A 25,006-nucleotide genomic window follows, 5' to 3' on the forward strand; every position below is an offset into this window, starting at 1 on the left:
AGCCGACTCCTATATTCGCCTGGCCACATGAGTACCGATCACACGGGGTCGGTGCCCGGGGCACGCACGGTCGCAACCGACCGCCGCGCCGACCGCCGCCGGCCGATACCGACCAGTGCCGACCAGTGCCGACCAGTGCCTACCGGTGCCTACCGGTGCCTACCGGTGCCGCGGACGCACCGCCGACGTGCCGCCGCCCACCTCGCTCCGCTCGCGATAGCTCGGTCTGCGACCTACCGTGAACGGGCCGGTACCCTCCGGCATCGAGAGGAGAGCATCGTGATCACAGCGCGTGACATCATGCACAGCGGGGCCCAGTGCGTCGACGCCAGCGAGACGCTGATGACGGCGGCCAAGATGATGCGGGACAAGGGCGTGGGCGCCCTGCCGATCTGCGGACCGGACAAGAAGCTCAAGGGCATCATCACGGACCGTGACATCGTCACCCGATGTATCGCCGAGGGCAAGGACCCCTCGACCATGACGGCGATGGACCTGGGCAGCCACCTGCACTGCGTGCGCGCCGACGACGACATGGACACGGTGCTCAAGAAGATGGAGCAGCACCAGATCCGCCGCATCCCGGTGATCGACGACGGGATGCTGGTCGGCATGATCACGGAGAAGGACCTGGCCGACGGCCACAAGATGGCCAAGGGCCTGAGCGACCGGCAGATCATCGAGTTCATGGACAGCATGTTCGTCACCCACTGACGCTCGGTCACGTGCGGTGCGGGTCGGATCCGGCGGTCGGATCCGACCCGCACCGGCATGTGCGGCGCACTCGATCATCCCAGGGCCTCGCGGCGGTCGTGGTGGGCCCGCACCGCCTCGCGGGCGAGCGCGAGCGAGTGCTCCGCCCGGGCGGCGTCGCTGCCCAGCAGGCGGTTGTGGTGCGCGTGCAGCAGCGCGTCCAGCGCCGTGTCCGGAGTGGTCCAGTCGGTGTCCAGGCAGGCCCGGTAGTGGCTGACGGCCGGCGCCCGGCGCGCCCAGATCGCGATCAGCTCCGGCCCGCCCGGCATCCCCCGCAGCCGCCGGGCACCGTCCAGCGGGTCGAGCCGCGAATCAAGCAGCGAATCGAGCGGCGAATCGAGCGGCCCTCCTGCCTGCGCCCTTGGCGGGGCGGGCAGTTCGAGCCGGTCGACGGCCGGGTACCGGCGCAGGAAGTACCCGGGCTCGCCGAACCGGTCGGCCAGGTCGAGGCAGTTGGCCGCTGCCAGCACGGTCGGCTCCAGCCGCAGCCGCCCGTCCCGCAGCAGCGCCAGCTGGGCCAGGCAGGCCTGGCTGTCGGCCTCGAAGGCCCGCTCGGCGGCGGCCATCGCGGCCGGTCCGCCGTAGCGCTCCAACTCGGGGTCGTAGCCGTCCAGTAGCAGCCGACCGGCCAGTCCGGCCTCGGCGAGCGCGGCCGCCCAGGCGCTGAGCGCGGGCAGCAACCGGGCGTTGAGCACCGCCGGGTCACCGTGGAAGCGCAGCCGCAGGTGCGGATCCGGGCGGCGGGAGCGGGTGAAGAACCAGCGGTCCACCACGGCCGGCAGTCTGGCCAGCAGGGCGGGCAGTTGGTCGGTGAGCAGCGCGTCCTGCCGGTGCGGCGCGCAGCGGAGTGCGGCGTCGAGCCACTGCGATCCGGGCAGGTGGGCCACCCGCTGCCGGGGCGGCGAGAACGCGGGGGCGGTCAGCCTGCCCGGGGCGCGCCGGACCAGCGGGAAGGCGATCTCGTTGCCGCGCCCGGCGGGTGCCAGCCACCCGGTGCCGCCGGCCGGCACCTCGACCAGCACGGCGTCGGGCCGGTGGACCCACTCGTTGCGCAGCAGTTCCTGGTGGTGCGGGTGGTCCAGGTCCAGGGTGATCCGGTTCTCCCCGCTGACCGCCTGCGCCAGCCGCGGCACCCGCCAGCGCCGCCGCCACTGTTCGAAGCTCCGCTGCCAGGCGGCGAGGTCCGGCGCGGGGTCGCGCAACGCCGGGTCGTCCGGCCGCCAGCGGGCGGGGGCGAGCACGGTGCGGCCGCGGCGCACCCTGGGCAGGTAGGGCAGCGACTCGGCCGGGCCCCAGTGCCAGCGCGGCGGGGCCGACTCGCCGCGGCGGGCCAGGGCGGCCAGCAGGTGGGCGACCTCGCACGCGGGCGCCCCGTTGTCGGACCGGTCGGGCACCGCCGGTGTGCCGAGCGGCTGAAGCGCGAGGGGCGGGTGGGGAGCGTGGGGAGCGCGGGGCAGCTGGGGGGTCCAGGGCACGGTGGGTACCACCTCGCGGCCCAACCGGCGCGACACCAGCGCCAGCCGCTCCTGGTCGGCGACCACGGCGAGGTCGGCGATGCCGAGCACGCCGGGGTCGCCGCGGTCGGTGTGCGAGCCGAGGGTGATGGTGTGCGCCGACCAACGCGGGCCCTGTGCCGGGCCGTGTGCCGGGCCGTGTGCCGGGTGTGTGTCGCCGGCCGACGGCGGACAGCTGAGCTGGGCCCGGACGGCCTGCGGGTTGTCGGTCGGCAGCTCCCGCAGCAGCCGGCCGAAACGCTCGCCGGCCGGGCCCAGCAACTCGCCGAACCGGGCCGCGCGGGCACCCGCGGTGGATCCGGTGCCGACCACCACCAGCTCGAACCTGCCTTCGCCGAGGGCCGGCGCGGAGTCGGCCCGCAGCTGGACCAGCAGGTCGAACGAGGGCGGCGGGGTGCCCGTGCCGGCGAGCCGGGCGAGCAACTCGTCGTCGAGCAGCAGCTCGGGCCGGCCGGTCATCGCTGCCTGCTGGGCGAGGGCGAGCAGCAGTTCGTCGCGGGCGTCGGGAACGGTCACGGGCTGCGCGCTCGGCCAGTCGGGCGCGCCCAGGCCGGTGTCCGGATCGAGCAGTTCCAGCAGCGGCACCGCTCGGCCGATGCCGTAGCGCGCCAGGAAGTCCTGGTGGTACCGGCGCAGCCCGGTCGGCCCCGGGCGCCCGGCCGACACCGTCCAGAGCGCGGCGGCGGCCTCCTCGGCCTCGGCCCGCACCGCGGGGGGCAGTCGGACGTCGGCGTCCAGCACCAGGTCGACCTGGACCGGGCGGTCGCTCGGGTGCAGGCGGCGCATCCGGGCCGTGGCGGTCTGCCACGCGGGCCGGCCCACGCCGAGCGGGGTGTCCGCGTAGGCGGCCAACTCCCGCCGCACGGCCGCCAGCTCACGGGTGGCGGCGGATTCCGGCAGCCGGGCCAGCAGGTGGCCGAGCGGGTCGGCGGCGTCCGGCGGGGGCAGCAGGTCGGTCAGCAGCAGTTGGAGTCGGACGAGTTCGCCCAGCAACCGGTCGACCGCCGCCGGCTTCGCCACCGGGTGCCCGGCCAGCAACGCGGCCCGCAGCGCCGGGTAGCCGACCGGCCGCTCGGCCAGCTCGAACACCCGGGCCAGCAGCGCGCTGCGGCGCACCGAGACCTCGGGTGCGGCCGGTCCCGGCGCACCGCCCGCCAGTGGGCGGTCCGTCGGTGGGCGGTCCGTCGGTGGGCGGGACGGCAGCAGCACCCGGTCGCCGCGCACCCGGCGCAGGTCGTTGGCGGTGAACCGGAGCCCGGACAGCACCGCGGGGTCCCGCTCCAGGGCCGCCACCAGACCGGCGATCCACCGCGGGTCCGGGCGGACCGCCTTGACGTGCTGATAGCCCCAGCGCACCGCGGGCGTCTCGCCGAAGCCCACCGCGGCCACCCCGGCCATCAGCCCGGTCGGGGCCGCCCGACCGCTCATCCGCAGCTGGTAGCGGGTCACCGCGCGGGCGGCGCGCCGCAGTTGCCCGGCGGGCACCGCCTCACCCGCCGCGATCCGGTCCAGGGTGCGGCTCAGCGAGGGACTGGCCACCTCGATCGCCTCGCGCAGCAGCGGGTCGTGGCCCGCGGCGCGCAGCAGTTCAGCCTCGGGCAGTGCGACCTGCGGCGGGCCCTGGGGCGGGCGGATCGCCGCACCCAGCAGAGCGACGTCGGCGCAGGCGAAGACCAGCTCGGCCGGAACGGTGGGAGTGCGCGGGGCAGTGGCGGTGCGCGAGGCTACAGCGGTGGGCCGATCAGCGGCGGTGGGCCGGTCAGCGACGGTGCGCGGGGCAGCGACGGTGCGCGGGGCAGCGACGGTGCGCGGGGCAGCGACGGTGCGCGGGGCAGCGGGGGTTCGCCGGGCGGCGAAGTCCGGCATGGTGGGGTCCTTCCTGAAGGCGATCGGCCGCGGAGGCGGCGGGCCTGGACAGCACGGCACGGTGACCCGGTGGTACTCGCGGCACCGGCGCCCATCGATCCGGCGGCCGACGCCGGTTCGGACGCGGCACGCGGCACGCGAGGTACACGGTGCGCGGTGCGCGCGGACGACCGGCACGCGGCCGCCTGGTGGGCGGCCTCGGCAGAGTCCGGGCAGGGCGGCGGTCAGCCGACGCCTCGACGGTAGCGGGCGCGGGTCAACGTGGAATCAATCGCGCACGCTCAGCGACCGCCTGCGCTCGACGCCGGTTCAACGGAACCGTCGACGGTGCGTCCGCGCACACCCGCCGGGTTCGGTCAACCCTCACTTTGACCGTAGTTCCGCAGGCCAACGGCGGTTAACCTGTGCGTGTCGCCCGGCTGGGCCGAACCAAGGAGTTTTTGTGCCGGTTGGGGAACTGCCATGGATGAGCTGAGCTTCTCGCTGCTCGGCCCGATGAGGGGCAGCCGCGGCGCGGTGAGCCTGCGGCTGGGCAGTCCGCAGCAGCAGGCGATGCTGGCGGTGCTGCTGCTGCGCCCGGGCAGCACGGCGGGTGCGGCCGAGTTGATCGACGCGCTCTGGGGCGAGGAGCCGCCCTCGGCGGCGACCACCACGGTGCGCACCTACGCCTGGCGCTGGCGCAAGGTGCTCGAAACGGACCGTGCGAGCCCCGAGGTGCTGGTCTCGCTGGGCGACGGCTACCGCCTGGTGCTGCCGCCCCGGTCGCTGGACGCTCACCAGGCCGAGCTGCTGGCCGCCGAGGCCGAGCGGGTGCGCGCCGACCGACCCGACCAGGCACGCGAGTTGCTGGCCCGAGCGCTGCGGCTCTGGCAGGGCGAGCCGCTGGCGGGCATCCCCGGGCCGTTCGCCGACCACCAGCGCGCCCGGCTCGGCGAGCTGCGCCTGCAACTGCTGGAGGAGCGGATCGAGTTGGACCTGCGGCTGGGCCGCGGGGCCCGCTGCGTGCCCGAGCTGAGCGCGCTGACCACCGAGCGCCCGTTCCAGGAGCGGCCCTACGCGCTGCTGATGCGCGCGCTCTGCCAGGCCGGCCGGCAGGCCGACGCGCTCGCGGTCTTCCGCCAGGCCAGGGAGCTGCTGATCGACCAGCTGGGGGTCGAGCCGGGCCCCGAGCTCTCCGGGCTGCACCGGCGGATCCTGGACGGCGACCTGGAGCTGGTCGGTGCCCCGGTCGATCCCGTGGTGGCAGGCTCCGGGTCCCAGGCCGCCGACCCGTCCGGCGAGTCGCCCGCAGCCCACCCGCCGCTGCCGCGGCCGGCCCAGCTGCCCTCGGACGTCTCGGACTTCACCGGCCGCGCGGGGCTGCTCGAACAACTCGGCACGGCACTGACCCGCACCGGCCGGTGCGCCCCGCCGGTGGTCGCGGTGGCCGGGATGGGGGGCGTGGGCAAGACCGTGCTCGCGCTGCACGCCGCCCACCGGGCCCGGGCGGCCTTCCCCGACGGCCAGCTCTACGCCGACCTGCGCGGCAGCGAGGCCGACCCGCTGGCCCCCGAACTGCTGCTGGCGAGCTTCCTGGCCGCGCTCGGCGCCTCGCCCGAGAGCATCCCGGACGGCCTGGACGCCAGATCCGCGCTGTTCCGCTCGGCGGCCGACGGCAGACGGCTGCTCATCGTGCTGGACAACGTCCGCGACAGCACCCAGCTGCGCCCGCTGCTGCCGGGCACGGCCGACTGCGCGGTGCTGGTCACCAGCCGCACCAGGCTGGTCGGGCTGCCCTCGGTGGTCCAGGTGGACCTGGAGGTGTTCAGCCCGCGGGAGGCCACCGAGCTGCTGGCCGGGGTGATCGGGGCCGACCGGCTGGCCGCCGAGCGGACGGACGCGCTGGAGCTGGTCAGCGCCTGCGGGTACCTGCCGCTGGCGGTGCGGATCGTGGCGGCCCGGCTGGCGGCCCGGCCGGCCTGGACGGTGCGCAGCCTGGCCGATCGGCTGGCCGACCAGCGGCGCCGGATCGACGAGCTGCGGATCGGCGACCTGGCGGTGGCGGCCGCCTTCGAGCTCGGCTACCGGCAGTTGACGCCCGCCCAGGCGCGGGCCTTCCGGCTGATCGCCTGGGTGGACGGGCCCGACGTCGGGCTCTCGGTGGCGGCCGCGGTGCTGGAGGCGGACGGACGGATCGCCGAGGAGCTGCTGGAGTCGCTGGTCGACGTCGCGATGCTGGAGTCCCCGGCACCCGGCCGCTACCGCTACCACGACCTGCTGCGCGCCTTCGCCCGGCAGCACTCGGCGGCCGAGGACGCCGCCGAGGCGGGCCGGGTCACCGACCTGTTGCTCGATGTGCTGCTGGCCGGCGCCTGCGAGGCGCTGCGGCTGGCGGTGCCGGGCGACCCCACCACGGGCGCGCTCGGCCGGCCGGACCGGGCCGGGGCCGTCGGCCTCGTCTTCCCCAGTCTGGCGCGGGCCCGCGACTGGGTGGCCGCCGAGTCCGCGGGGGCCATCGAGCTGGCGGCCCGGGTGGCCGCGGAGGCGGATGGCCGGGCGAGCGATCGGGCGGACGGCCGGGCGAGCGATCGGGCGGACGGCCGGGCGAGCGATCGGCTGGCCGCGGCGATCGACCTGCTGATCGCGCTCAGCGCCTTCAGCCAGGACGCCCAGTACGGGCGGCTGAGCTCCACCACCCGGGCGCTGGCCGCGGCGGCCGCGCCGACCGGGGACCGGGGCGCGCAGGGGCGCGCCGCCTTCCTGCGCGGGACGGTCGCGCTGGGCGCCACCCGGCTGGGCGAGGCGGAGACCCAGGCCCGGCTCGCGATCGAGGCCTGCCGGGCCGCGGGGGACACCGTGATCCTCCGTCAGGCGCTCAACGATCTGGGGCTGATCGCGCACTCCCGGCGCCGCTACGAGGAGGCGACCGCCTGCTACGACGAGGCGATCGCCCTGGCCCGCGAGCTGGGCGACCGCTCCGGCGAGCTGATGACCCGGGTGAACGCCGCCATGTCGCGGCTGCGCAGCGGGCGGGCCCAGGAGGCGGCCGAGGCCTGCGAGGCGGCGCTGCCCGAGCTGCGGGCGCTGCGGGACGGCGCGGGGACGGCGTACGCGCTGTACGTGCTGGGGCTGGCGCTCTTCGACCTGGGCCGGTACGAGGAGGCCGCGCTGCGCTTCACCGAGTGCCTGACCATCGCCACCGACACCGGCCTGCGGGCCAGGGAGGCGCACGCCCGCTACCGGCTGGCGGACACGCTGCGGGCGATGGGCCGGCCCCGGCAGGCGCTGCGCGAGGCGGGGACGGCGCTGGAGATCTGCCAGGAGCTGGGTGCGGAGCGGGACCAAGGGCTGGCCCTGGTGGTGATCGGGCGGGCGCTGGCCCAGCTCGGGGAACTGGACACGGCCCGCGAGCGGCTCGGCGAGGCCCGGGAGCTGTTCGAGCGGCTCGCGCTGCCGAACGCCGCCGATGTCACGGAGCTGCTGGTCGAGCTGAACGACGCTCCGCCGACCGCCTGCTGAGGCATGTAGCGGGAGGCCCCTCCGGCTGATGGCTCGGGCTCGGGCTCGGAGGAGCCGGTGCGACCGGAACGTGAAACGCCGTCGGCCCGGTCGCACCCCCGCAAGGGCGACCGGACCGACGGCGTCCGCCGTGACTGCTACTGCTCCGCGGTCACGTGAACGCAGGAGACGCACCGGTCGGACGTGCTGCTGTTCCAGTCGTTGGTGGTGACGGCGCCGGTGACGACCGTGGTGCCGTGCTCGACGGGTGCGGGCGCGGCCACCGCCGCGACCGTGCCCGAGGCCAGCACGGCAACGGCGCCGAGCACCACCGCGGCGCCCCGCAGGCGAGTGGCGAGGGTCCAGCTCCGGTGCGTCATCATGGTGCGCCCTTCTTCAGCAGTACGGCCGTTGGGAGCGGTGGCCGCTGGTTCGTGGCCAAGCCTCTCAGCGCCCGATCAACGCCGGATCAACGCACTGGTCCGACGAATCCCGGGAACGGGTGCGCCTGGCGTCCGGCTCAGACACGCGGCTCAGACACATGACTCAGACACGCGGCTCAGACACGCGACTCAGACACGCGACTCAGACACGCGACTCAGACACGCGACTCAGACACGCGACTCAGACACATGACTCAGACACATGACTCAGTGACTGCTGCTCCACTGATCTCGTTGGGCGTGAGTTCGAGGCCGCCGAATCGGTCGGGTGATCTCCTGGCCAGCTCAGCACGGGGTTCTGAGCATTGCTCGGTATCCGGGTGGATGGGTTCCAAAGTCGGTCGGCTTCGCCGCGGGCGACATGGTCCTCGTAGATCCGCACCTTGTCCCGCATCACGTCCAGGGTCCCCAGCAGCTCCCGGATCTGCGCCTCCACGTGGTTCTGGTGTCGGCGCAGCAGCTCCAGCCGCTCGTGTTCATTGCCCGGGCCCTGGCAGACCAGCTCGGTGTACTGCCTGATCACCGCCAGGGACATGCCGGAGGAGCGCAGCTTCGTGCAGATCGCGAGCCACTCCAGATCTTCCTCGTGATAGATGCGGCGGCCGTTGGACAGGCGGCGTACCGGGTTGGCGAACAGGCCCTCCCGCTCGTAGAACCGCAAGGCGTGCACGCTCAGCCCACTGCGCTGCGCCACCTCACCGATGCTCAGGTCCATGAGTGTTCTCCCTCACACAGCTGTTGATCTAGACCCGACTCTAGGGTCTAGCGTCGAGCCGTCGGCCCGTCGGGCCATCAGAACAGGGGAGAGCATGAGCATCTGGTTCGTCACCGGGGCATCGCGGGGGCTCGGCGCGGCGATCACCCGTGAGGCGCTGGACCGAGGGCACAGCGTGATCACTACCGCGAGGGACGCGTCGGCAGTGCTCAAGGCGTACCCGCACAAGCCGGATGAACTACTGGCGCTGAACGCGGACGTGACCGAGCCGGAGCAGCTGAGGGCCGCTGTGGAGGCCGGGCTGGCCCGGTTCGGCCGGATCGACAACGTTGTCAACAACGCCGGTTACGGCCTCGTCGGCGCAATCGAGGAGACCTCCGACCAGGCCGCTCGGGCACTGTTCGACGTCAATGTGTTCGGCGTGCTCAACACGTTGCGGGCGACCCTGCCGACCTTGCGCGCCCAGCGATCCGGACACGTCCTGAACATCGGCTCCGTGGGCGGTTTCGCCACCGCACCGGCGACGGGCCTGTACGGCGCGTCGAAATTCGCTCTCGAAGGCATCTCCGAAGCGCTGCACGGCGAACTGGCCCCCCTCGGGGTCCGCGTCACGATCGTCGAGCCGGGCGGCTTCCGCACGGACTTCCTGAACAGCTCCAGCATTCAGGTCGAGCCGGCCACCATCGCCGACTACACCGAGGGCGCCGGACCGGTGCGCGAAGCGCTGGCCCACTACGACGGCCGCCAGCCGGGCGACCCGGTGAAGGCTGCCAGAGCCATCGTCGACGTCACCGAGACCGCCGAGCCTCCGCTGCGCCTCCAGCTGGGCGCGGACGCGGTCGAGCGCGTCGAGGCGAAACTGGATCTGGTACGGCGTGAACTCGACCAATGGCGCCACGTGGCACTCTCCACCTCCGTCTGACAGTCGAGCGGGCGCCCCCACCGCCGTCCGCTCGACGACGAAGTCCAGCCGATCGCGCGCCCGCTGCCGTGCGGATCAGACCGCCATCGCGAGCATCAGCGGGGCGGCCCGCTCGGCCAGCAGTTCGGCGGCCGCGCGCAGCCGGTGGGCGTTGTCGACCGGGAGCGACATGGCCAGGCAGCCGACCGTACTGCCCGCGGTGACCGGGACGGCGGCGCAGACCGTGCCGAGCGCGTACTCCTGCAGGTCGAGCATCGGCAGGGTGGCCGGCTGGCGCTCCAGACGCTGCATCAGCTGCTCGGCGTCGGTGATGGTGCGCGAGGTGAGCCGGGCGATCGGGTGGCGGGCCAGGTGGTCGAGCCTGCCGTCGTGGTCGAGTTGGCTGAGCAGGCACTTGCCGATGGCGCTGGCGTGCGCGGTGGCCTTGAAGTCGACCCACTCGTGCACGGCGGGGGCGTGCGGGGCCTCGGCCACCGCCTCCACCCGCAGCTCGCCGTCGTGGTAGCGGCTGAAGTAGACGGCCGCGCCCAGTTCGTCGCGCAGCTCGGCGAGCTTGTGCTGCAGCCGGATCCGGATCAGCTGCTCGCGGTTGTACTGGCCGAGCAGGGCGAAGGTGCCGCCGAGGATCCAACCGCCGTCGCCCGCTTGCAGGTAGCCCTCGGCGCACAGCAGCGTGACCAGCTCGCGGACCACCGGCTCGGGCAGCGCGGTCTCCCGGACCAGATCGGCCAGACCCGCGCCGTACGGGTGCCGGTCGGCGGCCTCCAGCAAGCGCAGCGCCCGCCGCAGTGACGCGTGCGGACCGGACTCGCCCTGGTCCAGCATGGACTGATGACCTTGTCCGTGTGTTGGCATGGCCTCCCCTTCCGCCGCCCCGGGTATCCTCACCAGACTATCCACCGATCGGCTCGCGCACCCTCGGGTCGGACGAGATTCCCGCAGGTGACGGGTATTGGCCGAATGGCATATGCCAGACGGAACCCCGCGCGGCCGGAAAGCGACGATGGACCCCTCCCCCACTGCCCGGGGGGAGAGGCCCATCTGAGGGTTCGTCAGTCAGTCCTCGGCGGCCGTGCCGTGTTCGGCCGTGCCGTAATCGGCTGTGCCGCGCCGGAGGGAGCTCAGCCCTCGTCGCCGGCGCGCAGCTTGGCCACGGCCGCCTCCAGGCGGGAACCGTACTCCTCGTCGGCGGCGTGGAAGTGCGCCAGGTTCTTCTCGATGACGTCCTCGCGGCTGACCTGGGAGAGGAAGCCGGCCAGGTTGTCGATCAGGCGGGACTTCTCACCCTCGGACATCAGCCGGTAGAGCTCGCCGGCCTGGAAGAAGTCGTCGTCCTTGGTGTGCGCCGGGGTGGTGTACGTGCCGGTGTGGCCGTTCAGCGCGACCGGGGCGGCCAGCGCCTTGTCGGTCTGCGCCGGGCCGTCGTACGAGTTGGGCTCGTAGTTCTTGCCTCGGCCCGACTTGTTGACGGCGGCGAAGCCGTCGCGGCCGTAGTTGTTCGCCTCGGTCGCCTTGGGGGCGTTGACGGCGAGCAGGGTGTGGTTGACACCGAGGCGGTAGCGCTGGGCGTCGGCGTAGGCGAACAGGCGGCCCTGGAGCATCTTGTCCGGGGAGGGGCCGATGCCGGGCACGAAGTTGTTCGGCGAGAAGGCGGCCTGCTCGACCTCGGCGAAGACGTTCTCCGGGTTCTTGTTCAGGACCAGGCGGCCGACCTTGACCAGCGGGTAGTCGGCGTGCGGCCAGACCTTGGTGAGGTCGAACGGGTTGAAGCGGTAGTCGGCCGCCTCGGCCACCGGCATCAGCTGGACGTAGAGGGTCCAGGACGGGAAGACGCCGCGCTCGATCGCCTGGTGCAGGTCGCGCTGGTGGCTGTCGGCGTCGGCGCCCACCACCTCGGCGGCCTGGGCACCGTCCAGCGAGCGGACACCCTGGTTGGTCTTGAAGTGGTACTTGACCCAGAAGGCCTCGCCGGACTCGTTGACCCACTGGTAGGTGTGCGAGCCGTAGCCGTTCATGTGGCGGTAGGAGGCCGGGATGCCGCGGTCACCGAAGAGCCAGGTGATCTGGTGGGTCGACGCGGGCGAATGGGCCCAGAAGTCCCACACGTTGTCGGCTTCCTGGATGCCGGTGTAGGGGTCGCGCTTCTGCGAGTGGATGAAGTCGGGGAACTTCAGCGGGTCCTTGATGAAAAAGACCGGGGTGTTGTTGCCGACCAGGTCGTAGTTGCCCTCGGCGGTGTAGAACTTCAGCGCGAAGCCGCGCGGGTCACGCACCGCGTCGCTGGCGCCGAGGTTGCCGGCCACGGTCGAGAAGCGCAGGAAGACCTCGGTGCGCTTGCCGACCTCGGAGAGGAAGTCGGCGTGGGTGTACGACGAGACCTCGTCGGTCACCTCGAAGTAGCCGTAGGCGCCCGAGCCGCGGGCGTGCACCACGCGCTCCGGGATGCGCTCGCGGTTGAACCGGGCGAGCTTCTCGATCAGCTGCTGGTCCTGGATGAGCAGCGGGCCGTACTCGCCGGCCGAGGCCGAGTTCTGGTTGTCGGCGATCGGGGCGCCGGACTCGGTGGTCAGGTTCTTGGGCATGGGGGTCCTTCAGGGGTACGAGAGTTGCTGGTCCGCGAACCTCGCGAAGCCGCAATCACCGGCTTGCAGAGTTCGCAAAGGGCAAAGGGAAGGTCAGACGCCCAGCAGGCGCCAGATCGCGGCGGCCCGCCGCGAGGTCTCGGTGCCGTCCGGCCCGTCCGCCGGCTGCAGTTCCGCCACGGCGGCACGGAGCCCAGCGGCGGAGAACCCAGCGGCGGAGAGCCCGGCAGCGGAGAGCCCGGCGGGGCCGGCCGCCGAGCGGGCGGCGGCCAGGGTCCGCGCCTCGGCCTCGGTCAGCCCGGCCTCGGTCAGCGCCTGGGCCGCCTCGGCGGTCGGCAGCGCGTTGAACCAGCGCAGCGCCAGCGCGGCGCGCCCCGCCTCGGTCAGCTTGCCGGTCAGCCGCAGGCGGGCCAGGCCACCGTCCGGGTAGACGTTGATCCGCACGTGGGTGACGGTCCGGCCCGCGTCGAGGCGCAGCCGGTGCCGGGTGTCCGGCTGGAGCCGGGTGCGCGGCAGGATCTCGAACCAGCCGTCGGGGTCGGCATCGGGGCTCCCGCCCGCCACGGCGTCGTACCCCACCAGGTCGGCCCAGCCGGGGGCGTTGGCCACGAAGTGGGTGGTGTCCACCTCGACGGCCAGGACCTCGCCGCCCCCGGCCAGGGCGATCTGCACCCAGTCGTTGGCCTTGTCGCGCCGACGCCGGGTCTCCCAGCCCTCGCCCATGACGGAGGCGCGGCCGGGAGCGTTCAGGTTGTGCGGGGAGGAGAAGTAGCGGTCCGAGGCCGCCTCGGCCACGCCGCCGTACTCCTGGGCGGCCAGGTCGAAGGTGAGCCCGTCCAGGTCACGCGGGTCCGGCAGTACCTCGCCGTGCACCCGCAGCCGGGCCACGCCGCCGTCCGGCCAGATGTTGAGGCGCACGTGGGTGTAGCGGGTCGGGTCCTCGACGGCGAACTCGTGCGCGGTGTCACCGCGCAGCGCGGTGCGCGGCACGAGGTCGGTCCACCGGGCCGCGGCCAGCTCCTCGACCGAGGGCAACCCGGGTATCGAGGCCGCCTGCACCGAGCCGCTCTCGGGGTAGTTGCCGGTGAAGTGCGCGGTGTCCACGATCACGCCGTGGACGCGGCCCGCGACGCCCAGTCGGACGATCGCCCAGTCGTGGTCCTCGTCGGTGGGGTGCGGCTGCTCGGCGCTGACACCGCGTCGGCGCTTGCTCTCCCAGCCGTCCATGATCTGGCCCTTGTGGCCGAAGGTGTGGGCGCGGAACTCGGCGGCCTTGGCGACCAGCAGGTTCTCCGCGTCCGCGAAGGTGTCCTCGTTGGTGGCCACCACGCCGGCGCCCAGCAGCCGGGAGGCGAGGTTGACCAGCTCGGTGAAAGGAGCGGCCGGGGTCTGACTGTCACTCATGTCGTCGTCGCTCCTCAGCGCGAAGTCGGGTCAGCGGTTGCACGGGTCGGCGGTTGCGCGGTCCAGCGGTGGCACAGATCAGCGGTGGCACGGGTCGGCGGTTGCGCAGTCCAGCGGTCGCACGGGTCAGCGGTCGCACGGGTCAGCGGTCGCGAAGGATCTGCCGGCCGAAGGGCTCGGCGTGCACGTCCACCACCCGGCCGCGCAGCCAGGTCGTGATGACCGACCCGCTCAGCGTCCGGCCGGCGTACGGGGTGACCGGGTTGCGGTGGTGCAGCCCGGCCGGGTCGACGGCGAAGTCGGCGTCCGGGTCGAAGGCGACCAGGTCGGCGTCGTACCCGACCGCGATCGCGCCCTTGCTGCCGTCGAGGCCGACCAGCGAGGCCGGTCCTGCGGACATCCAGCGGACCACGTCACCCAGCGAGTGGCCGCGCTCGCGGGCTTCGGTCCAGATGGCCGGCAGCCCCAGCTGGAGCGAGGCGATCCCGCCCCAGGCGGCCGCGAAATCGCCGCTGCCGCCGAACTCCTGGAGCAGCTTGAGGTCCGGGGTCGACGGCGAGTGGTCGGAGACGATCCCGATGAACTCGCCGTTCGCCAGCGCCGCCCAGAGCTTGTCGCGGTTGGCCTCGTCGCGGATCGGCGGGCAGCACTTGAAGGCGGTGTCGCCGTCCGGCACCTCCTCGGCGGCCAGCGTCAGGTAGTGCGGGCAGGTCTCGGCGGTCACCTGGACGCCCTCGGCGCGGGCCTGGGCCAGCAGCGGCAGCACGGCCGCGGAGGAGACGTGCAGGATGTGCACCCGGGCGCCGGTGCGCCGCGCGGTGTCGAGCAGCAGAGCCACCGCCGCCGCCTCGGCGTCCTCGGGACGGGAGGCGAGGAAGTCGCGGTAGTGCACGCCGGGGGTGTGCGGGGCGGCGTCCAGCACGGCCGGGTCCTCGGCGTGGATGATCGCCAGCGCGCCGATCCGGGCCTGCTCGGCCAGCGCCTTCTCCAGGTCGGCGGCCTCGACGTGCGGGAACTCCTCCACCCCCGAGGGCGCCAGGAAGCTCTTGAAGCCGAACACGCCGGCCTGGTGCAGCGGTTCCAGGTCAGCGGCGTTGCCGGGGATCGCGCCGCCCCAGAAGCCGAGGTCCACCCAGGCCTGGCCCTCGGCGATCCGCCGCTTGGCCGCCAGCCCGGCCACCGTGGTGGTGGGCGGGATGGAGTTGAGCGGCATGTCGATGATCGTGGTGACGCCGCCGGCCGCGGCGGCCCGGGTGGCGGTGGCGAAGCCCTCCCACTCGGTGCGGCCGGGCTCGTTGACGTGCACGTGGGTGTCGACCAGGCCCGGCAGCAGCGCGGTGTCGCCGAGGTCGGTGAGCTCGGCGCCGCCCGCCGCCAGCGCTCCGTGCTCGGCGATCCGCTCGATCCGGCCGTCCTTGACCAGCACGTCGGCCGGGCGCTCACCGTCGGGCAGGACCACGCGACGGGAGCGGATCACCACGGTCGACTGCTGCATCAAGACCTCCGGACTCAGCTGCTGCGGTGGGGGTGGCTCGGAGCCTAGGCCCGCCTTCAACAAAACGTCAATGTAGGAAAATACGATGAACTCTGGGGCAGCGAAGAACGCCGATCGAGCCACGCACGGGCCACGCACGGGCCACGCACGAGTCACCCGCGGCCGGAACCGGCCCGCCCCGGGCGGCTCAGCGACCCGTGAGCAGGTCCCTGGCCAGCATCTCCCCCGCCAGTTCGGCCAGCTCGGCCGCCTTGCTGAGGCTGTCCCCCGGCTGCTCGGCCAGATCGGTCAGCGCGTAGGCGGCCACGAAGCCGGCCCCGCGCCATTCGTCCTCGGCCAGTTCGAGCCGACCCGCCACAGCGGCCACCGGAACCCCCGCCCCGGTGGCCGCCGCGGCGACTCCGGCGGGGGCCTTGCCGTGCAGCGTCTGCGCGTCCAGGCAACCCTCACCGGTCACGACCAGGCGTGCCCCACGCACGGCCTCGTCGAAGCCCAGCAGTTCGAGCAGCAACTCGATGCCGGGCCGCATGGTGGCGCCCAGCAGGGCCAGGGCGGCGAAGCCGACCCCGCCCGCGGCCCCGGCGCCGGGGGCGTCACGGAAGTCTTCGCCGGTGCTCGCCCGCACCACGTCGGCCCAGCGGGTCAGGCCCTGCTCCAGGACCGCCAGTTCCTCGCCCTCCGCGCCCTTCTGCGGGCCGTAGACGGCGGTGGCGCCGCGGGCGCCGAGCAGCGGGTTGTCCACGTCGCAGGCGACCACGATCTCCACCCCGCCGAGGGTGTCGGCCAGCGCGCCCGGGTCCAGCCGGTCCAGCCGGCGCAGCGCGCCGCCGCCGGGCGGCAGCTCGCCGCCCTCGGCGTCGAACAGGCCCACGCCCAGCGCCTGGACCATGCCCGCGCCGCCGTCGGTGCAGGCCGACCCGCCCAAGCCCAGCACGATCCGCTCGGCGCCCAGGCTGACGGCCCGTCCGATCAGCTGGCCCACCCCGAAGGAGCCGGCCGCGAGCGGGGCGGTGCGCCCGCCGGGGAGCCGGGCCAGGCCCGAGGCCTGGGCCAGTTCGACCACGGCGACGTCGCCCTTGATCGCGATCGCGGCATCCACCGGCAGTCCGGTGGGCCCGGCCACCTTGGCCGGGATCCGGGTGAAGCCGGCCGCGAGCGCGGCGGCCAGGGTGCCCTCACCGCCGTCGGCGACCGGCAGCTCGCGGACCTCGACGCCGGGGACGACCCGGCGGATCCCGGCGGCCAGCCGGGCGGCGACCTCGGCGCCCTCCAGGGTGCCCTTGAACTTGTCGGGAGCTACGACCACATGGCCCTGGGTGGGGGTGGCGGGCATGATGCGGGCCTCACTTCCGGGATGAGCTGATGGTCTTTCAATCATGCGGACTCGTATCCGCTGGAGCGGGGTGCGACCCCCTCCCCCGCCGTTCCTCCCGTCCCGCTTCCGACGTACGGGAGGCTCCCCTCGGCGAGGGAGGGGGCCGGGCGGCGCCTCGCGCACGACCGAAGTGCGCGGCGCCGCCGGTTGGCACGATCAGCGGGTGGGTTTGCCCCCGGCCGGAGCCGGGAGTGGATGAGCCCCACGGCCACCCGCTGATCGATGGTGCCCTCCTGGTGACGCGGGCACGACCGGACAGGTACACGCCACCAGGAGGAGTCTGTGGGAAACGGGGCCTGCCGGTCACCCGGCAGGCCCGGAGGTCTGCTCGACCTCATGGCCCTACTGGACCTCGCAGGCCTGCTGGACCTCGCGGCCCTACTCGACCTCGCGGCCGGCGAGGCGCTCCACGCCGCGCAGCAGGGCCGAGTGGTCCAGCGAGCCGTCGCCGTTGGCACGGGCCGAGGCGACCAGCTGGGCGACCAGCGAGCCGACCGGCAGCGGGGCCTCGACGGCGCGGGCCGCGGCCGTCACGATGCCCATGTCCTTGTGGTGCAGGTCGATCCGGAAGCCCGGGGCGAACTCGCGGTCGACCATGTTGGCCTTCTTGCGGTTCAGCACCGTGGAGCCGGCCAGGCCGCCCGCGAGGACGTCCAGCGCGGCCGGCAGGTCGACGCCCGCGTTCTCCAGGAAGACCACGGCCTCGGCCACGACCTGGATGTTGACGGCCACGATCAGCTGGTTGGCGGCCTTCACGGTCTGGCCGGCACCGGCCGGGCCGACGTGGATGACCGTGGTGCCGAGCGAGTCGAAGACCGGCTTGGCCTCGGCGAAGTCCTCGGCCGCGCCACCGACCATGATCGAGAGCACCGCCTCGACCGCGCCGGCCTCGCCGCCGGAGACCGGGGCGTCCAGGGTGCGGACGCCCTTCTCCTTGGCCGCGGCCTCGACCTTGATCGAGGTCTGCGGGGTGATCGAGGACATGTCGATCACGAGCGTGCCGGCCCGCACGCTGGAGAGCACACCGCCCTCGCCGAGGATGACCTTCTCGACCTGCGGGTCGGCGGGGACCATGGTGATGACGATCTCGGCGTCCTTCACCGCGTCCGCGATGCTGCTCGCACCGTGGCCGCCGGCCGCGATCACGGCGTCGATCGAGGCCTGGGACAGGTCGAAGCCGGTGACGTCGTGGCCGGCCTTGACCAGGTTGACGGCCATCGGGCGGCCCATGATGCCCAGGCCGACAAAAGCGATCTTGCGAGAGGCGCTCATCGCGTCGTTCCTTACGTGGAGATGCGGGGAGGTGAGGGGTGCGGTCGGCCACGACGGGGCCGGCGCTCGGCTACCGGGCGGGGCGCAGCTCGCGCGGCAGCCAGCCGAAGCTGTCGGCGCTGACGCCGCCGGCGGGCTTGTACTCCAGGCCGATCGGGCCCGTGTAGCCGGCCGCGGTGAGGCGGTCCAGCAGGCCCGCGATGTCCAGCTCGCCGGTGCCGGGCTCGTTGCGGCCCGGGTTGTCGGCGATCTGCACGTGGCCGATCTTGTCCGCGTGGGTGTCGATGACGGCGTTCAGGTCCTCGCCGTTGATCGACAGGTGGTACAGGTCGCAGAGGAACTTGGCGTTGCCGAGCCCGGTGGCGGCGTTGATCCGGTCGACCACCTCGACGGCGGCCCGCGCGGTGTGCAGCGGGTAGTCGGGGGCGTCGTTGCGGTTCAGCGCCTCGATCAGCAGCACCGCGCCGAAGGCGTGCGCGGCCCGGGCGGCCAGGGTGAGGTTGGCCAGCGCGAGGGCGTCCTGCTCCTCGGCGCCGACGCCCTCGACGCGGTTGCCGTAGATGGCGTTGAGCGCGCCGGCGCCCAGCGACTCGGCGAGCGCGGCGGCGACCGGGATGTTGGCGCGGAAGCGCTCGCTCTCGGCCGGAACCGAGGCGGTGCCCTTGGCGCCCACCGACAGGTCGTCGAGGAAGTTCAGGCCGGTGAGGCGCACCCCGGCGTCGGTGAAGGCCTTGCGCAGCGCGTCCAGCTCGGCGTCGGACGGGGTCGTGTCGGTGCCGAAGGGCCACCACAGCTCGGCCGCGGTGAAGCCGGCGGCCGCCGCGGCGGCGGGGCGCTCCAGGAGCGGGAGCTCCGTGAAGAGGATCGACAGGTTGATCGTGGCGCGTCCATCAACTGACGCGTACTCGGAAGCGGCCGTCACGTCCCTGACCTTTCAGTTCTCCGTCATCCTCCCCGTGCTTACCGCCGGGAGGCGTCCACTCTTCCATGATGCGGAAGAAGGATTCTGCTTGGTGGAAGCTTGCCACGAGCACCCGAGGGAGTGTCAAGGGCCCTGCAACAGTTTGTTGAAGCACTTTCGCCCGAGGGGTCCACTCCGCCACCCGCTCGCTACAGTGACCTGGTGCGATTGATGGTGGAGTTCACGACAGAACCGTTCGAACTGGTCAACTTCCCGGACCACGCGGTGGCGGCCCGCCGGGTGGTCGACGAGGCGGGCCTCGCCGTCTCGGTCGGCCCCTTCGGCACCAGCGCGGAGGGCGGGGCCGAGCAGGTGCTCGCCGCCGTCTCCCGGCTGCTGCACGACTCCCTGGAGGCCGGCGCCAGCCGGATCTCGTTCCAGGTCAGCGTGGTCACCGAAGCCGAAGCCGGCCCCGAGAGCCCCGAAGGAGTGGGTACGCAGTGACCGACGACCTGGAGCACCCGCTCACCCGGGCGATAAAGCCCCTGCTGGACGCGGTCGGCGCGAGGGCCCTGGACCCCGCCGAGGCCAAGGCCGACGACGTGGTCCTGGAGTGGGACGGCCGGCCGGCGCTCGCCGTCCGACTGCCCCACCTGAGCAGCGCGCTCGACCGCCTGCTGGCCGAGATGACCCGCCAGTTCGACGGCCGACCGCTCAGCGAGCTGGACCGGCTGGAGAAGCAGCGCGTCGTCGCCCTGCTGGAGGAACGCGGCGCCTTCACCGTGCGACACGGGGTGGAGACGGTCGCCTCCGCCCTGGGCGTCAGCCGCTTCACGGTGTACAACTACCTCAACCGACAGGTCGAGGGCCCCAAGGGCGGCTGACGACCGGTCGGCCGAGCGATCCGCGGACCGGCTGACCAGGCAAGTCTTGCCGAGCGGCGACCGCGGCACACTTGGCGGATCGCACACGAAAGCGGGCGAACGGCACCAGCGGTTCGAAACGTAACCACCAAGGCTTCAACAAAGTGTTGACGACCGGGGGTGGTGGATCTAGCTTTTGCGGGTGGCACCACTCTTCAGGAGGTCCACCCGTGACCAACCACCCCCACGCGTCAGTTGACGCGGCCGGCGCCCTGACGGCGCTGGCGGCGGCCCCGGCCGCCGAGCTGGAGCGGGCACTGCTCGAAGTATGCTCCAGCCCCACCTGGGCCGCGGCCGTCGCCGGCCGCCGCCCCTGGTCGGACCGCGAGGCCCTGCTGGCCGCCAACTCGGCCGCCATGGACTCGCTCGCGGTCGCCGACCTGGACGACGCGATGGCCGGCCACGCCCGGATCGGCAAGCCCAAGGCGGGCGACGCCACCTCCGAGCGCGAGCAGGCCGGCATCCACGGAGTGGACCAAGCGCTCCTCGATGACCTGCGCGAGGCCAACGCCGCCTACGAGGCGAAGTTCGGCCACGTGTTCCTGATCTGCGCCACCGGGCGCACCGCGGCCACCATGCTCGCCGCGCTGCGCGAACGCTTCTCCAACGACGCGGCCACCGAGGCCGAGATCGTCCGCGGCGAGCTGCGCAAGATCAACGACATCCGGCTCAACCGACTCCTGGACGAGCCGGCCGCCTGACGGCCCAGGCCGCGGCAGTTCCGAACTGACTGACCATCAGCTGACATATCGTCATTCCTGCCACCAGTAAGGTCACTTCCGCCATGACTGGCATCTCCACCCACGTGCTCGACACCAGCATCGGCCGCCCGGCCGAGGGCGTGCCGGTCGAGCTCGCACTCAACACCGAGGGTGGCTGGACGGTGCTCGGCACCTCCGCCACGGACTCCGACGGCCGGGCCAAGGACCTGCCGGCCGTGGAGGCGGGCTCGGTCGTCCGGCTCCGTTTCGACACGGCGGCCTACTACGCGCCCAAGTCCGACGAGACGCCGTTCTTCCCCGAGGTCTCGATCGTCTTCACGGTCGCGCCCGCGCAGCGGCACTACCACGTGCCGCTGCTGCTGAACCCCTTCGGATATTCCGTCTACCGCGGAAGCTAGACGGTCGACACAGTAAAGGAGCCGACGGCCATGGCCCACGTGCTCGGTCAGAACCAGTACGGCAAGGCGGAGAACCGCATCGTCCGGGTCTACCGTGACAGCACCCGTCACGAGATCAAGGACCTGAACGTCTCGGTCGCCCTCCAGGGTGACTACGAGGACGTCCACCTCACCGGCTCGAACGCCAACTGCCTGCCCACCGACACCACCAAGAACACCGTCTACGCCTTCGCCAAGGAGTACGGCATCGAGTCGGCGGAGGCGTTCGGCATCACGCTGGCGCGCCACTTCGTCGACAGCACGGAGCCGGTGCGCAGCGCCCGGATCCGGATCGAGGAGTACACCTGGAACCGGATCAAGACACCGGACAACTCCTCGCGCTTCATCGGCTCCGAGGAGGTCGGCCACTCCTTCGTCCGCGATGGCGGCGAGGTGCGCACCACCGAGGTCGTCTACGACGGCGAAACCGTCCAGGTGATCTCCGGCCTCAAGGACCTGGTCGTGATGAACACGACCAACTCCGAGTTCTGGGGCTACATCAAGGACAAGTACACCACCTTGCAGGAGGCCTACGACCGGATCCTGGCCACCCAGGTGACGGCCCGTTGGAAGTACTCCTTCAGCGGCCGGGAGGGTGAGGCCCAGCCGAACTGGAACCGCTCCTACCAGCACGTGCGCCGCCACATGCTGGAGGCCTTCGCGGAGACCTACTCCTACTCGCTGCAGCAGACCCTGCACGCGATGGGCACCCGGGTGCTGAACAACCGGGCCGAGGTGGACGAGGTCCGCCTGGAGCTGCCGAACAAGCACCACTTCCTGGTGGACCTGTCGCCCTTCGACCTGAAGAACGACAACGAGGTCTACTACGCCGCCGACCGGATGTACGGCCTGATCGAGGGCACCGTGCACCGCGAGGGCGTCACCCCGGTCATCCCGGTCGTCTGAGCCGATGGCCACCGCTCCGCACCGCGCCCCCCGGCCCCCGCGGGCCGGCCGGTCCGGAGCGCCCCGCTCCACCCGCACTGCCCGCCCCACCCGCACCGCCCGCTCCACCCGCTTCACCTGTCTCTCCACCCCCACCCACCGGAGATCGTGCACGCCTCACGGCTGCAGGCCCGGAGAGCTGGAGACGCAGCCCGAGGGATTCTCGATCCGCCGTCCCGCCCCCGGGCGACCTCCGATCACCACGTCACCAGCACCACGGGCGCGCCGAGAGCCGCGAGCACCAGAGGAGCTCGACATGGCACTCCGCTCCACCAGCAGTACCGACGGCGGTTACCCCCCGAGCGGACCAGCGCGGTCCGACGACACGACAGCTCGCCTCCCCGGCACGTCGTCGGACCGTGCGGTCCACCCCGTGGACGAGCTGCTGCCCCCGGTCGAACTCCTCGGTACCGGTCTGCAGCACGTCGCCGCGATGTACGCGGGCGTGGTCGCACCCCCGCTCATCATCGGCGCCGGCGTCGGGCTCGCGCCCGGCGAGCTCGCCCTGCTCATCTCGGCCAGCCTCTTCACCGCGGGTCTGGCCACCCTGCTCCAGACGCTGGGGTTGTTCCACTCCGTCGCCAGGGGTCCCCTCGCGCGCGGGCGGATCGGCGCCCGGCTGCCGTTCGTCAACGGCGTCTCCTTCGCCGGCGTCGCCCCCGTGCTCGCCATCGCCAAGGAGCACAGCGCCAGGACCGCCCTCCCGGTGATCTTCGGCGCGGTGATCGTCGCGGGAGCCCTGTGCTTCCTGGCGGCGCCGTACTTCAGCAAGCTGGTGCGGTTCTTCCCGCCGATCGTGCAGGGCACGGTGATCACCCTGATCGGGGTGTCGCTGCTGCCGGTGGCGGTGAACTGGGCGCGCGGCGGCGAGAGTCCGGGCGCACCGGGCTACGGCTCGATGCGCGCGATCGGTCTGGCCGCGCTCACGCTGGCCGTCGTGGTGCTCCTCAACCGGGTACTGCGCGGCTTCTGGCAGCAGCTCTCGCTGCTGTTCGGCCTGGCGATCGGCACCGCGCTGGCCTTTCCGCTGAAGCTGGCGGACTTCGGCGCGGTGCGGGACGCGAAGCTCTTCGCGCTCCCCTCCCCGCTCCACTTCGGCGCGCCGGTCCTCGACGCCTCCGCGATCACCTCGATGTGCGTCGTCATGGTGGTCGCGATGACGGAGTCCACCGCCGACATGCTGGCGCTGGGGCGGATCGTCGACCGGCCGGCCGACGCGCCCACACTGGCCGCCGGGCTGCGCGCCGACGGCCTGGCCACCGCGCTCAGCCCGCTGCTCAACGGCTTCGCCTGCAGCGCCTTCGCCCAGAACATCGGGCTGGTGGCGCTGACGAAGATCCGCAGCCGCTTCGTGGTGGCGGCCGCCGGCGGGATCCTGATCGTGCTCGGGCTCTTCCCGGTGCTCGGCTCGGTGGTCTCGCTGGTCCCGCAACCGGTGCTCGGCGGCGCCGGGATCGTGCTCTTCGGCACGGTCGCCGCCAGCGGCATCAAGACGCTCGGTGAGGCCGGTCTGGAGTCCGGGTCGAACGTCATCCTGGTCTCGGTCTCGCTCGGCATCGGCATCGTCCCGATCGCCGTGCCCGACTTCTACGACGCCTTCCCGCCGGCCGTCCGCACCCTGCTGCAGTCGGGCATCTCGGCCGGCTGCGTGGCGGCCGTCCTGCTCAACCTGCTCTTCCATCACCTGGGCGCGCGCCCCGCGGCGGCGCGCCCCTCCCCCACTCCCTAGGAGTCACCCATGGCAGTCCAGCCCCCGCCCGCCGACCAGCGGATCGTGATCGAGAACGTCGCGATCGCCACCGTCGACGCCACCGACACCGAGTACGCCCGCGGCCACGTCGTGATCAAGGGCAACCTCATCGAGTCGGTCGGCGACGGTCCCGCGCCGCAGTGGCTGGACAACGTGGTGCGCCGGATCAACGGCGAAGGCCATCTGATCACCCCCGGCCTGGTCAACACCCACCACCACTTCTACCAGTGGATCACCCGGGGCCTGGCGCAGGACAACATCCTCTTCGACTGGCTGGTCGCGCTCTACCCGACCTGGGCCCGGATCGACGACAGGCTCGTGCACGCCGCCACCCTCGGCTCGGCGGCCGCGCTGCTCAAGTCCGGCTGCACCACGGCCAGCGACCACCACTACGTCTTCCCGAAGGACGGCGGCGACATCCTGGGCGCCTCGATCGAGGCCGTCCAGTCGCTCGGCCTGCGCTTCACCGCGCTGCGCGGCTCGATGGACCGCAGCAAGAAGGACGGCGGCCTGCCGCCGGACCACGCGGTGGAGAGCACCGAGGAGATCCTGATCGCCTCCGAGGCGGCCGTGGACACCTACCACGACGCCTCCTTCGGCTCGATGCTGCACGTGGCCATCGCGCCCTGCTCGCCGTTCTCGGTGAGCACCGAGCTGATGCGCGAGGCCGCCGTGCTGGCCCGCCGCAAGGGCGTGCGCCTGCACACCCACGGCTCGGAGACGGCCGAGGAGGAGCAGTTCTGCAAGGAGCTCTTCGGCATGGGCCCCACCGACTACTTCGAGTCGACCGGCTGGCTGGGCGAGGACGTCTGGATGGCGCACTGCGTCCACATGAACGACTCCGACATCGCCAAGTTCGCCGAGACCGGCACCGGTGTCGCGCACTGCCCCTCCTCCAACGCGCGCCTGGCGGCCGGCATCGCCCGGGTCCCCGACATGCTGAGGGCCGGCGTCCCGGTGGGCCTGGGCGTGGACGGCACCGCCTCCAACGAGTCCGGCGAGCTGGGCACCGAGCTGCGCAACGCGCTGCTGATCAACCGTCTGCACGGCCGCCCCGACGCGCTCACCGCGCGCGGCGCGCTGCGCCTGGGCACCATGGGCGGCGCCCGGGTGCTGGGCCGGCAGCACGAGATCGGCTCGATCGAGGTGGGCAAGCTGGCCGACCTGGCGCTCTGGAAGGTCGACGGCATCATGCACTCCTCGATCGCCGACCCGGTGGCCGCGCTGACCCTGGGCGCCCTGCCGCCGCTGGCCGCGCTCTTCGTCAACGGCAACGCGGTGGTCGAGAAGGGCACCCTGACCACCGTCAACGAGGACCAGATCGCGCTGGCCTGCGCCCGTGCCGCCAAGGAGCTGGCCGCCCGCGGCTGAACCGACCGTGCGGGCCGCCCGGTGGGTGGCCCGCTCCCCCTACTCCGGGCCGCCCAGGGACGGTGCGTGACCCGGACTCCGTCCGACCACCAGGTCGGGCGGACCGCAGCCCCGGACCCACGGCGAGGGTCCGGGGCTG

General features: G+C 73.0%; 20 protein-coding genes. 10 read left to right on the top strand and 10 right to left on the bottom strand.

Annotated features, from left to right (window positions below; translation table 11 throughout):
• Window positions 1-279 precede the first annotated feature (279 nt).
• Entirely contained in the window at window positions 280-714 is a 435-nt protein-coding gene (locus tag OG455_RS07025; protein ID WP_266291340.1) for a CBS domain-containing protein, read from the top strand.
• Between the two features lie 74 nt (window positions 715-788).
• Here the strand turns inward: OG455_RS07025 and OG455_RS07030 are convergent, their stop codons facing one another.
• Window positions 789-4,133, bottom strand: a complete 3,345-nt coding sequence (locus OG455_RS07030; RefSeq protein ID WP_266291342.1) for a thiopeptide-type bacteriocin biosynthesis protein — start codon at window positions 4,131-4,133, stop codon at window positions 789-791.
• A gap of 462 nt (window positions 4,134-4,595) precedes the next feature.
• Here OG455_RS07030 and OG455_RS07035 point away from each other — a divergent pair, with 462 nt between their 5' ends.
• Window positions 4,596-7,631 carry a BTAD domain-containing putative transcriptional regulator gene (locus tag OG455_RS07035; RefSeq protein ID WP_266291344.1) on the top strand — a complete coding sequence of 1,012 codons (3,036 nt, stop codon included), beginning with the start codon at window positions 4,596-4,598 and terminating at the stop codon, window positions 7,629-7,631.
• Window positions 7,632-7,768: 137 nt separating this feature from the next.
• On the opposite strand, the gene OG455_RS07040 is transcribed toward OG455_RS07035, so the two are convergent.
• Window positions 7,769-7,993, bottom strand: coding sequence for a hypothetical protein (locus tag OG455_RS07040; protein WP_266291346.1), 225 nt, complete (start codon window positions 7,991-7,993; stop codon window positions 7,769-7,771).
• Window positions 7,994-8,234: 241 nt separating this feature from the next.
• Window positions 8,235-8,768, bottom strand: coding sequence for a MerR family transcriptional regulator (locus OG455_RS07045; RefSeq protein ID WP_323185431.1), 534 nt, complete (start codon window positions 8,766-8,768; stop codon window positions 8,235-8,237).
• Window positions 8,769-8,862: 94 nt separating this feature from the next.
• Between OG455_RS07045 and OG455_RS07050 the strand changes: the two genes are divergently transcribed.
• Window positions 8,863-9,690, top strand: a complete 828-nt coding sequence (locus OG455_RS07050) for an oxidoreductase (RefSeq protein ID WP_266291348.1) — start codon at window positions 8,863-8,865, stop codon at window positions 9,688-9,690.
• Between the two features lie 75 nt (window positions 9,691-9,765).
• On the opposite strand, the gene OG455_RS07055 is transcribed toward OG455_RS07050, so the two are convergent.
• The 7 genes from OG455_RS07055 to OG455_RS07085 all read right to left on the bottom strand — a co-directional run bounded on the left by OG455_RS07055 (window position 9,766) and on the right by OG455_RS07085 (window position 18,740).
• A complete protein-coding gene (locus OG455_RS07055; RefSeq protein ID WP_266291350.1) occupies window positions 9,766-10,515 on the bottom strand; it encodes an IclR family transcriptional regulator in 750 nt (249 codons plus the stop codon).
• A 296-nt stretch (window positions 10,516-10,811) separates the two neighbouring features.
• Window positions 10,812-12,272: a catalase gene (locus OG455_RS07060; protein ID WP_266291352.1), complete on the bottom strand. Its 1,461-nt coding sequence runs from the start codon at window positions 12,270-12,272 to the stop codon at window positions 10,812-10,814.
• A 93-nt stretch (window positions 12,273-12,365) separates the two neighbouring features.
• The gene (gene alc, locus OG455_RS07065) at window positions 12,366-13,676 is read right to left on the bottom strand and encodes an allantoicase (protein ID WP_266291354.1); all 1,311 of its coding nucleotides are present in this window, start codon (window positions 13,674-13,676) and stop codon (window positions 12,366-12,368) included.
• Window positions 13,677-13,818: 142 nt separating this feature from the next.
• Window positions 13,819-15,171: an allantoinase AllB gene (gene allB / locus OG455_RS07070; RefSeq protein ID WP_266291356.1), complete on the bottom strand. Its 1,353-nt coding sequence runs from the start codon at window positions 15,169-15,171 to the stop codon at window positions 13,819-13,821.
• Window positions 15,172-15,358: 187 nt separating this feature from the next.
• Window positions 15,359-16,504, bottom strand: coding sequence for a glycerate kinase (locus OG455_RS07075; protein WP_266291358.1), 1,146 nt, complete (start codon window positions 16,502-16,504; stop codon window positions 15,359-15,361).
• Between the two features lie 420 nt (window positions 16,505-16,924).
• Entirely contained in the window at window positions 16,925-17,818 is an 894-nt protein-coding gene (locus OG455_RS07080) for a 2-hydroxy-3-oxopropionate reductase (protein ID WP_266291360.1), read from the bottom strand.
• A 70-nt stretch (window positions 17,819-17,888) separates the two neighbouring features.
• Window positions 17,889-18,740: a TIM barrel protein gene (locus OG455_RS07085; RefSeq protein ID WP_266291362.1), complete on the bottom strand. Its 852-nt coding sequence runs from the start codon at window positions 18,738-18,740 to the stop codon at window positions 17,889-17,891.
• 210 nt (window positions 18,741-18,950) lie between these two features.
• Between OG455_RS07085 and OG455_RS07090 the strand changes: the two genes are divergently transcribed.
• From OG455_RS07090 to OG455_RS07120, 7 genes are all read left to right on the top strand, one after another.
• On the top strand, window positions 18,951-19,223 hold the full coding sequence (locus OG455_RS07090; RefSeq protein ID WP_266300678.1) for a thiamine-binding protein: 273 nt from the start codon (window positions 18,951-18,953) through the stop codon (window positions 19,221-19,223).
• Window positions 19,220-19,603, top strand: coding sequence for a helix-turn-helix domain-containing protein (locus OG455_RS07095; RefSeq protein WP_266291364.1), 384 nt, complete (start codon window positions 19,220-19,222; stop codon window positions 19,601-19,603). The genes OG455_RS07090 and OG455_RS07095 overlap by 4 nt, the downstream gene beginning before the upstream one ends.
• 209 nt (window positions 19,604-19,812) lie before the next feature.
• Window positions 19,813-20,343, top strand: coding sequence for a 2-oxo-4-hydroxy-4-carboxy-5-ureidoimidazoline decarboxylase (gene uraD / locus OG455_RS07100; protein ID WP_266291366.1), 531 nt, complete (start codon window positions 19,813-19,815; stop codon window positions 20,341-20,343).
• An 83-nt stretch (window positions 20,344-20,426) separates the two neighbouring features.
• On the top strand, window positions 20,427-20,762 hold the full coding sequence (uraH, locus tag OG455_RS07105) for a hydroxyisourate hydrolase (RefSeq protein WP_266291368.1): 336 nt from the start codon (window positions 20,427-20,429) through the stop codon (window positions 20,760-20,762).
• A 30-nt stretch (window positions 20,763-20,792) separates the two neighbouring features.
• Window positions 20,793-21,707 (top strand): factor-independent urate hydroxylase, encoded by a 915-nt coding sequence (gene pucL / locus OG455_RS07110; protein ID WP_266291370.1) that lies wholly within the window; start codon window positions 20,793-20,795, stop codon window positions 21,705-21,707.
• Window positions 21,708-22,002: 295 nt separating this feature from the next.
• The gene (locus OG455_RS07115) at window positions 22,003-23,475 is read left to right on the top strand and encodes a nucleobase:cation symporter-2 family protein (protein ID WP_266291372.1); all 1,473 of its coding nucleotides are present in this window, start codon (window positions 22,003-22,005) and stop codon (window positions 23,473-23,475) included.
• A gap of 9 nt (window positions 23,476-23,484) precedes the next feature.
• Window positions 23,485-24,867, top strand: a complete 1,383-nt coding sequence (locus tag OG455_RS07120) for an 8-oxoguanine deaminase (RefSeq protein ID WP_266291374.1) — start codon at window positions 23,485-23,487, stop codon at window positions 24,865-24,867.
• Window positions 24,868-25,006 lie beyond the last annotated feature (139 nt).

The organism is Kitasatospora sp. NBC_01287 (assembly GCF_026340565.1).
GTDB lineage: Bacteria > Actinomycetota > Actinomycetes > Streptomycetales > Streptomycetaceae > Kitasatospora.

Excerpts from the sequence above, each read along its gene's own strand:
- OG455_RS07030 (WP_266291342.1), bottom strand. The coding sequence starts at position 4,133 with ATGCCGGACTTCGCCGCCCGGCGAACCCCCGCTGCCCCGCGCACCGTC.
- OG455_RS07035 (WP_266291344.1), top strand. The coding sequence starts at position 4,596 with ATGGATGAGCTGAGCTTCTCGCTGCTCGGCCCGATGAGGGGCAGCCGC.
- OG455_RS07040 (WP_266291346.1), bottom strand. The coding sequence starts at position 7,993 with ATGATGACGCACCGGAGCTGGACCCTCGCCACTCGCCTGCGGGGCGCC.
- OG455_RS07045 (WP_323185431.1), bottom strand. The coding sequence starts at position 8,768 with ATGGACCTGAGCATCGGTGAGGTGGCGCAGCGCAGTGGGCTGAGCGTG.
- OG455_RS07050 (WP_266291348.1), top strand. The coding sequence starts at position 8,863 with ATGAGCATCTGGTTCGTCACCGGGGCATCGCGGGGGCTCGGCGCGGCG.
- OG455_RS07055 (WP_266291350.1), bottom strand. The coding sequence starts at position 10,515 with ATGCTGGACCAGGGCGAGTCCGGTCCGCACGCGTCACTGCGGCGGGCG.
- OG455_RS07060 (WP_266291352.1), bottom strand. The coding sequence starts at position 12,272 with ATGCCCAAGAACCTGACCACCGAGTCCGGCGCCCCGATCGCCGACAAC.
- alc (WP_266291354.1), bottom strand. The coding sequence starts at position 13,676 with ATGAGTGACAGTCAGACCCCGGCCGCTCCTTTCACCGAGCTGGTCAAC.
- allB (WP_266291356.1), bottom strand. The coding sequence starts at position 15,171 with ATGCAGCAGTCGACCGTGGTGATCCGCTCCCGTCGCGTGGTCCTGCCC.
- OG455_RS07075 (WP_266291358.1), bottom strand. The coding sequence starts at position 16,504 with ATGCCCGCCACCCCCACCCAGGGCCATGTGGTCGTAGCTCCCGACAAG.
- OG455_RS07080 (WP_266291360.1), bottom strand. The coding sequence starts at position 17,818 with ATGAGCGCCTCTCGCAAGATCGCTTTTGTCGGCCTGGGCATCATGGGC.
- OG455_RS07090 (WP_266300678.1), top strand. The coding sequence starts at position 18,951 with ATGGTGGAGTTCACGACAGAACCGTTCGAACTGGTCAACTTCCCGGAC.
- uraH (WP_266291368.1), top strand. The coding sequence starts at position 20,427 with ATGACTGGCATCTCCACCCACGTGCTCGACACCAGCATCGGCCGCCCG.
- pucL (WP_266291370.1), top strand. The coding sequence starts at position 20,793 with ATGGCCCACGTGCTCGGTCAGAACCAGTACGGCAAGGCGGAGAACCGC.
- OG455_RS07115 (WP_266291372.1), top strand. The coding sequence starts at position 22,003 with ATGGCACTCCGCTCCACCAGCAGTACCGACGGCGGTTACCCCCCGAGC.
- OG455_RS07120 (WP_266291374.1), top strand. The coding sequence starts at position 23,485 with ATGGCAGTCCAGCCCCCGCCCGCCGACCAGCGGATCGTGATCGAGAAC.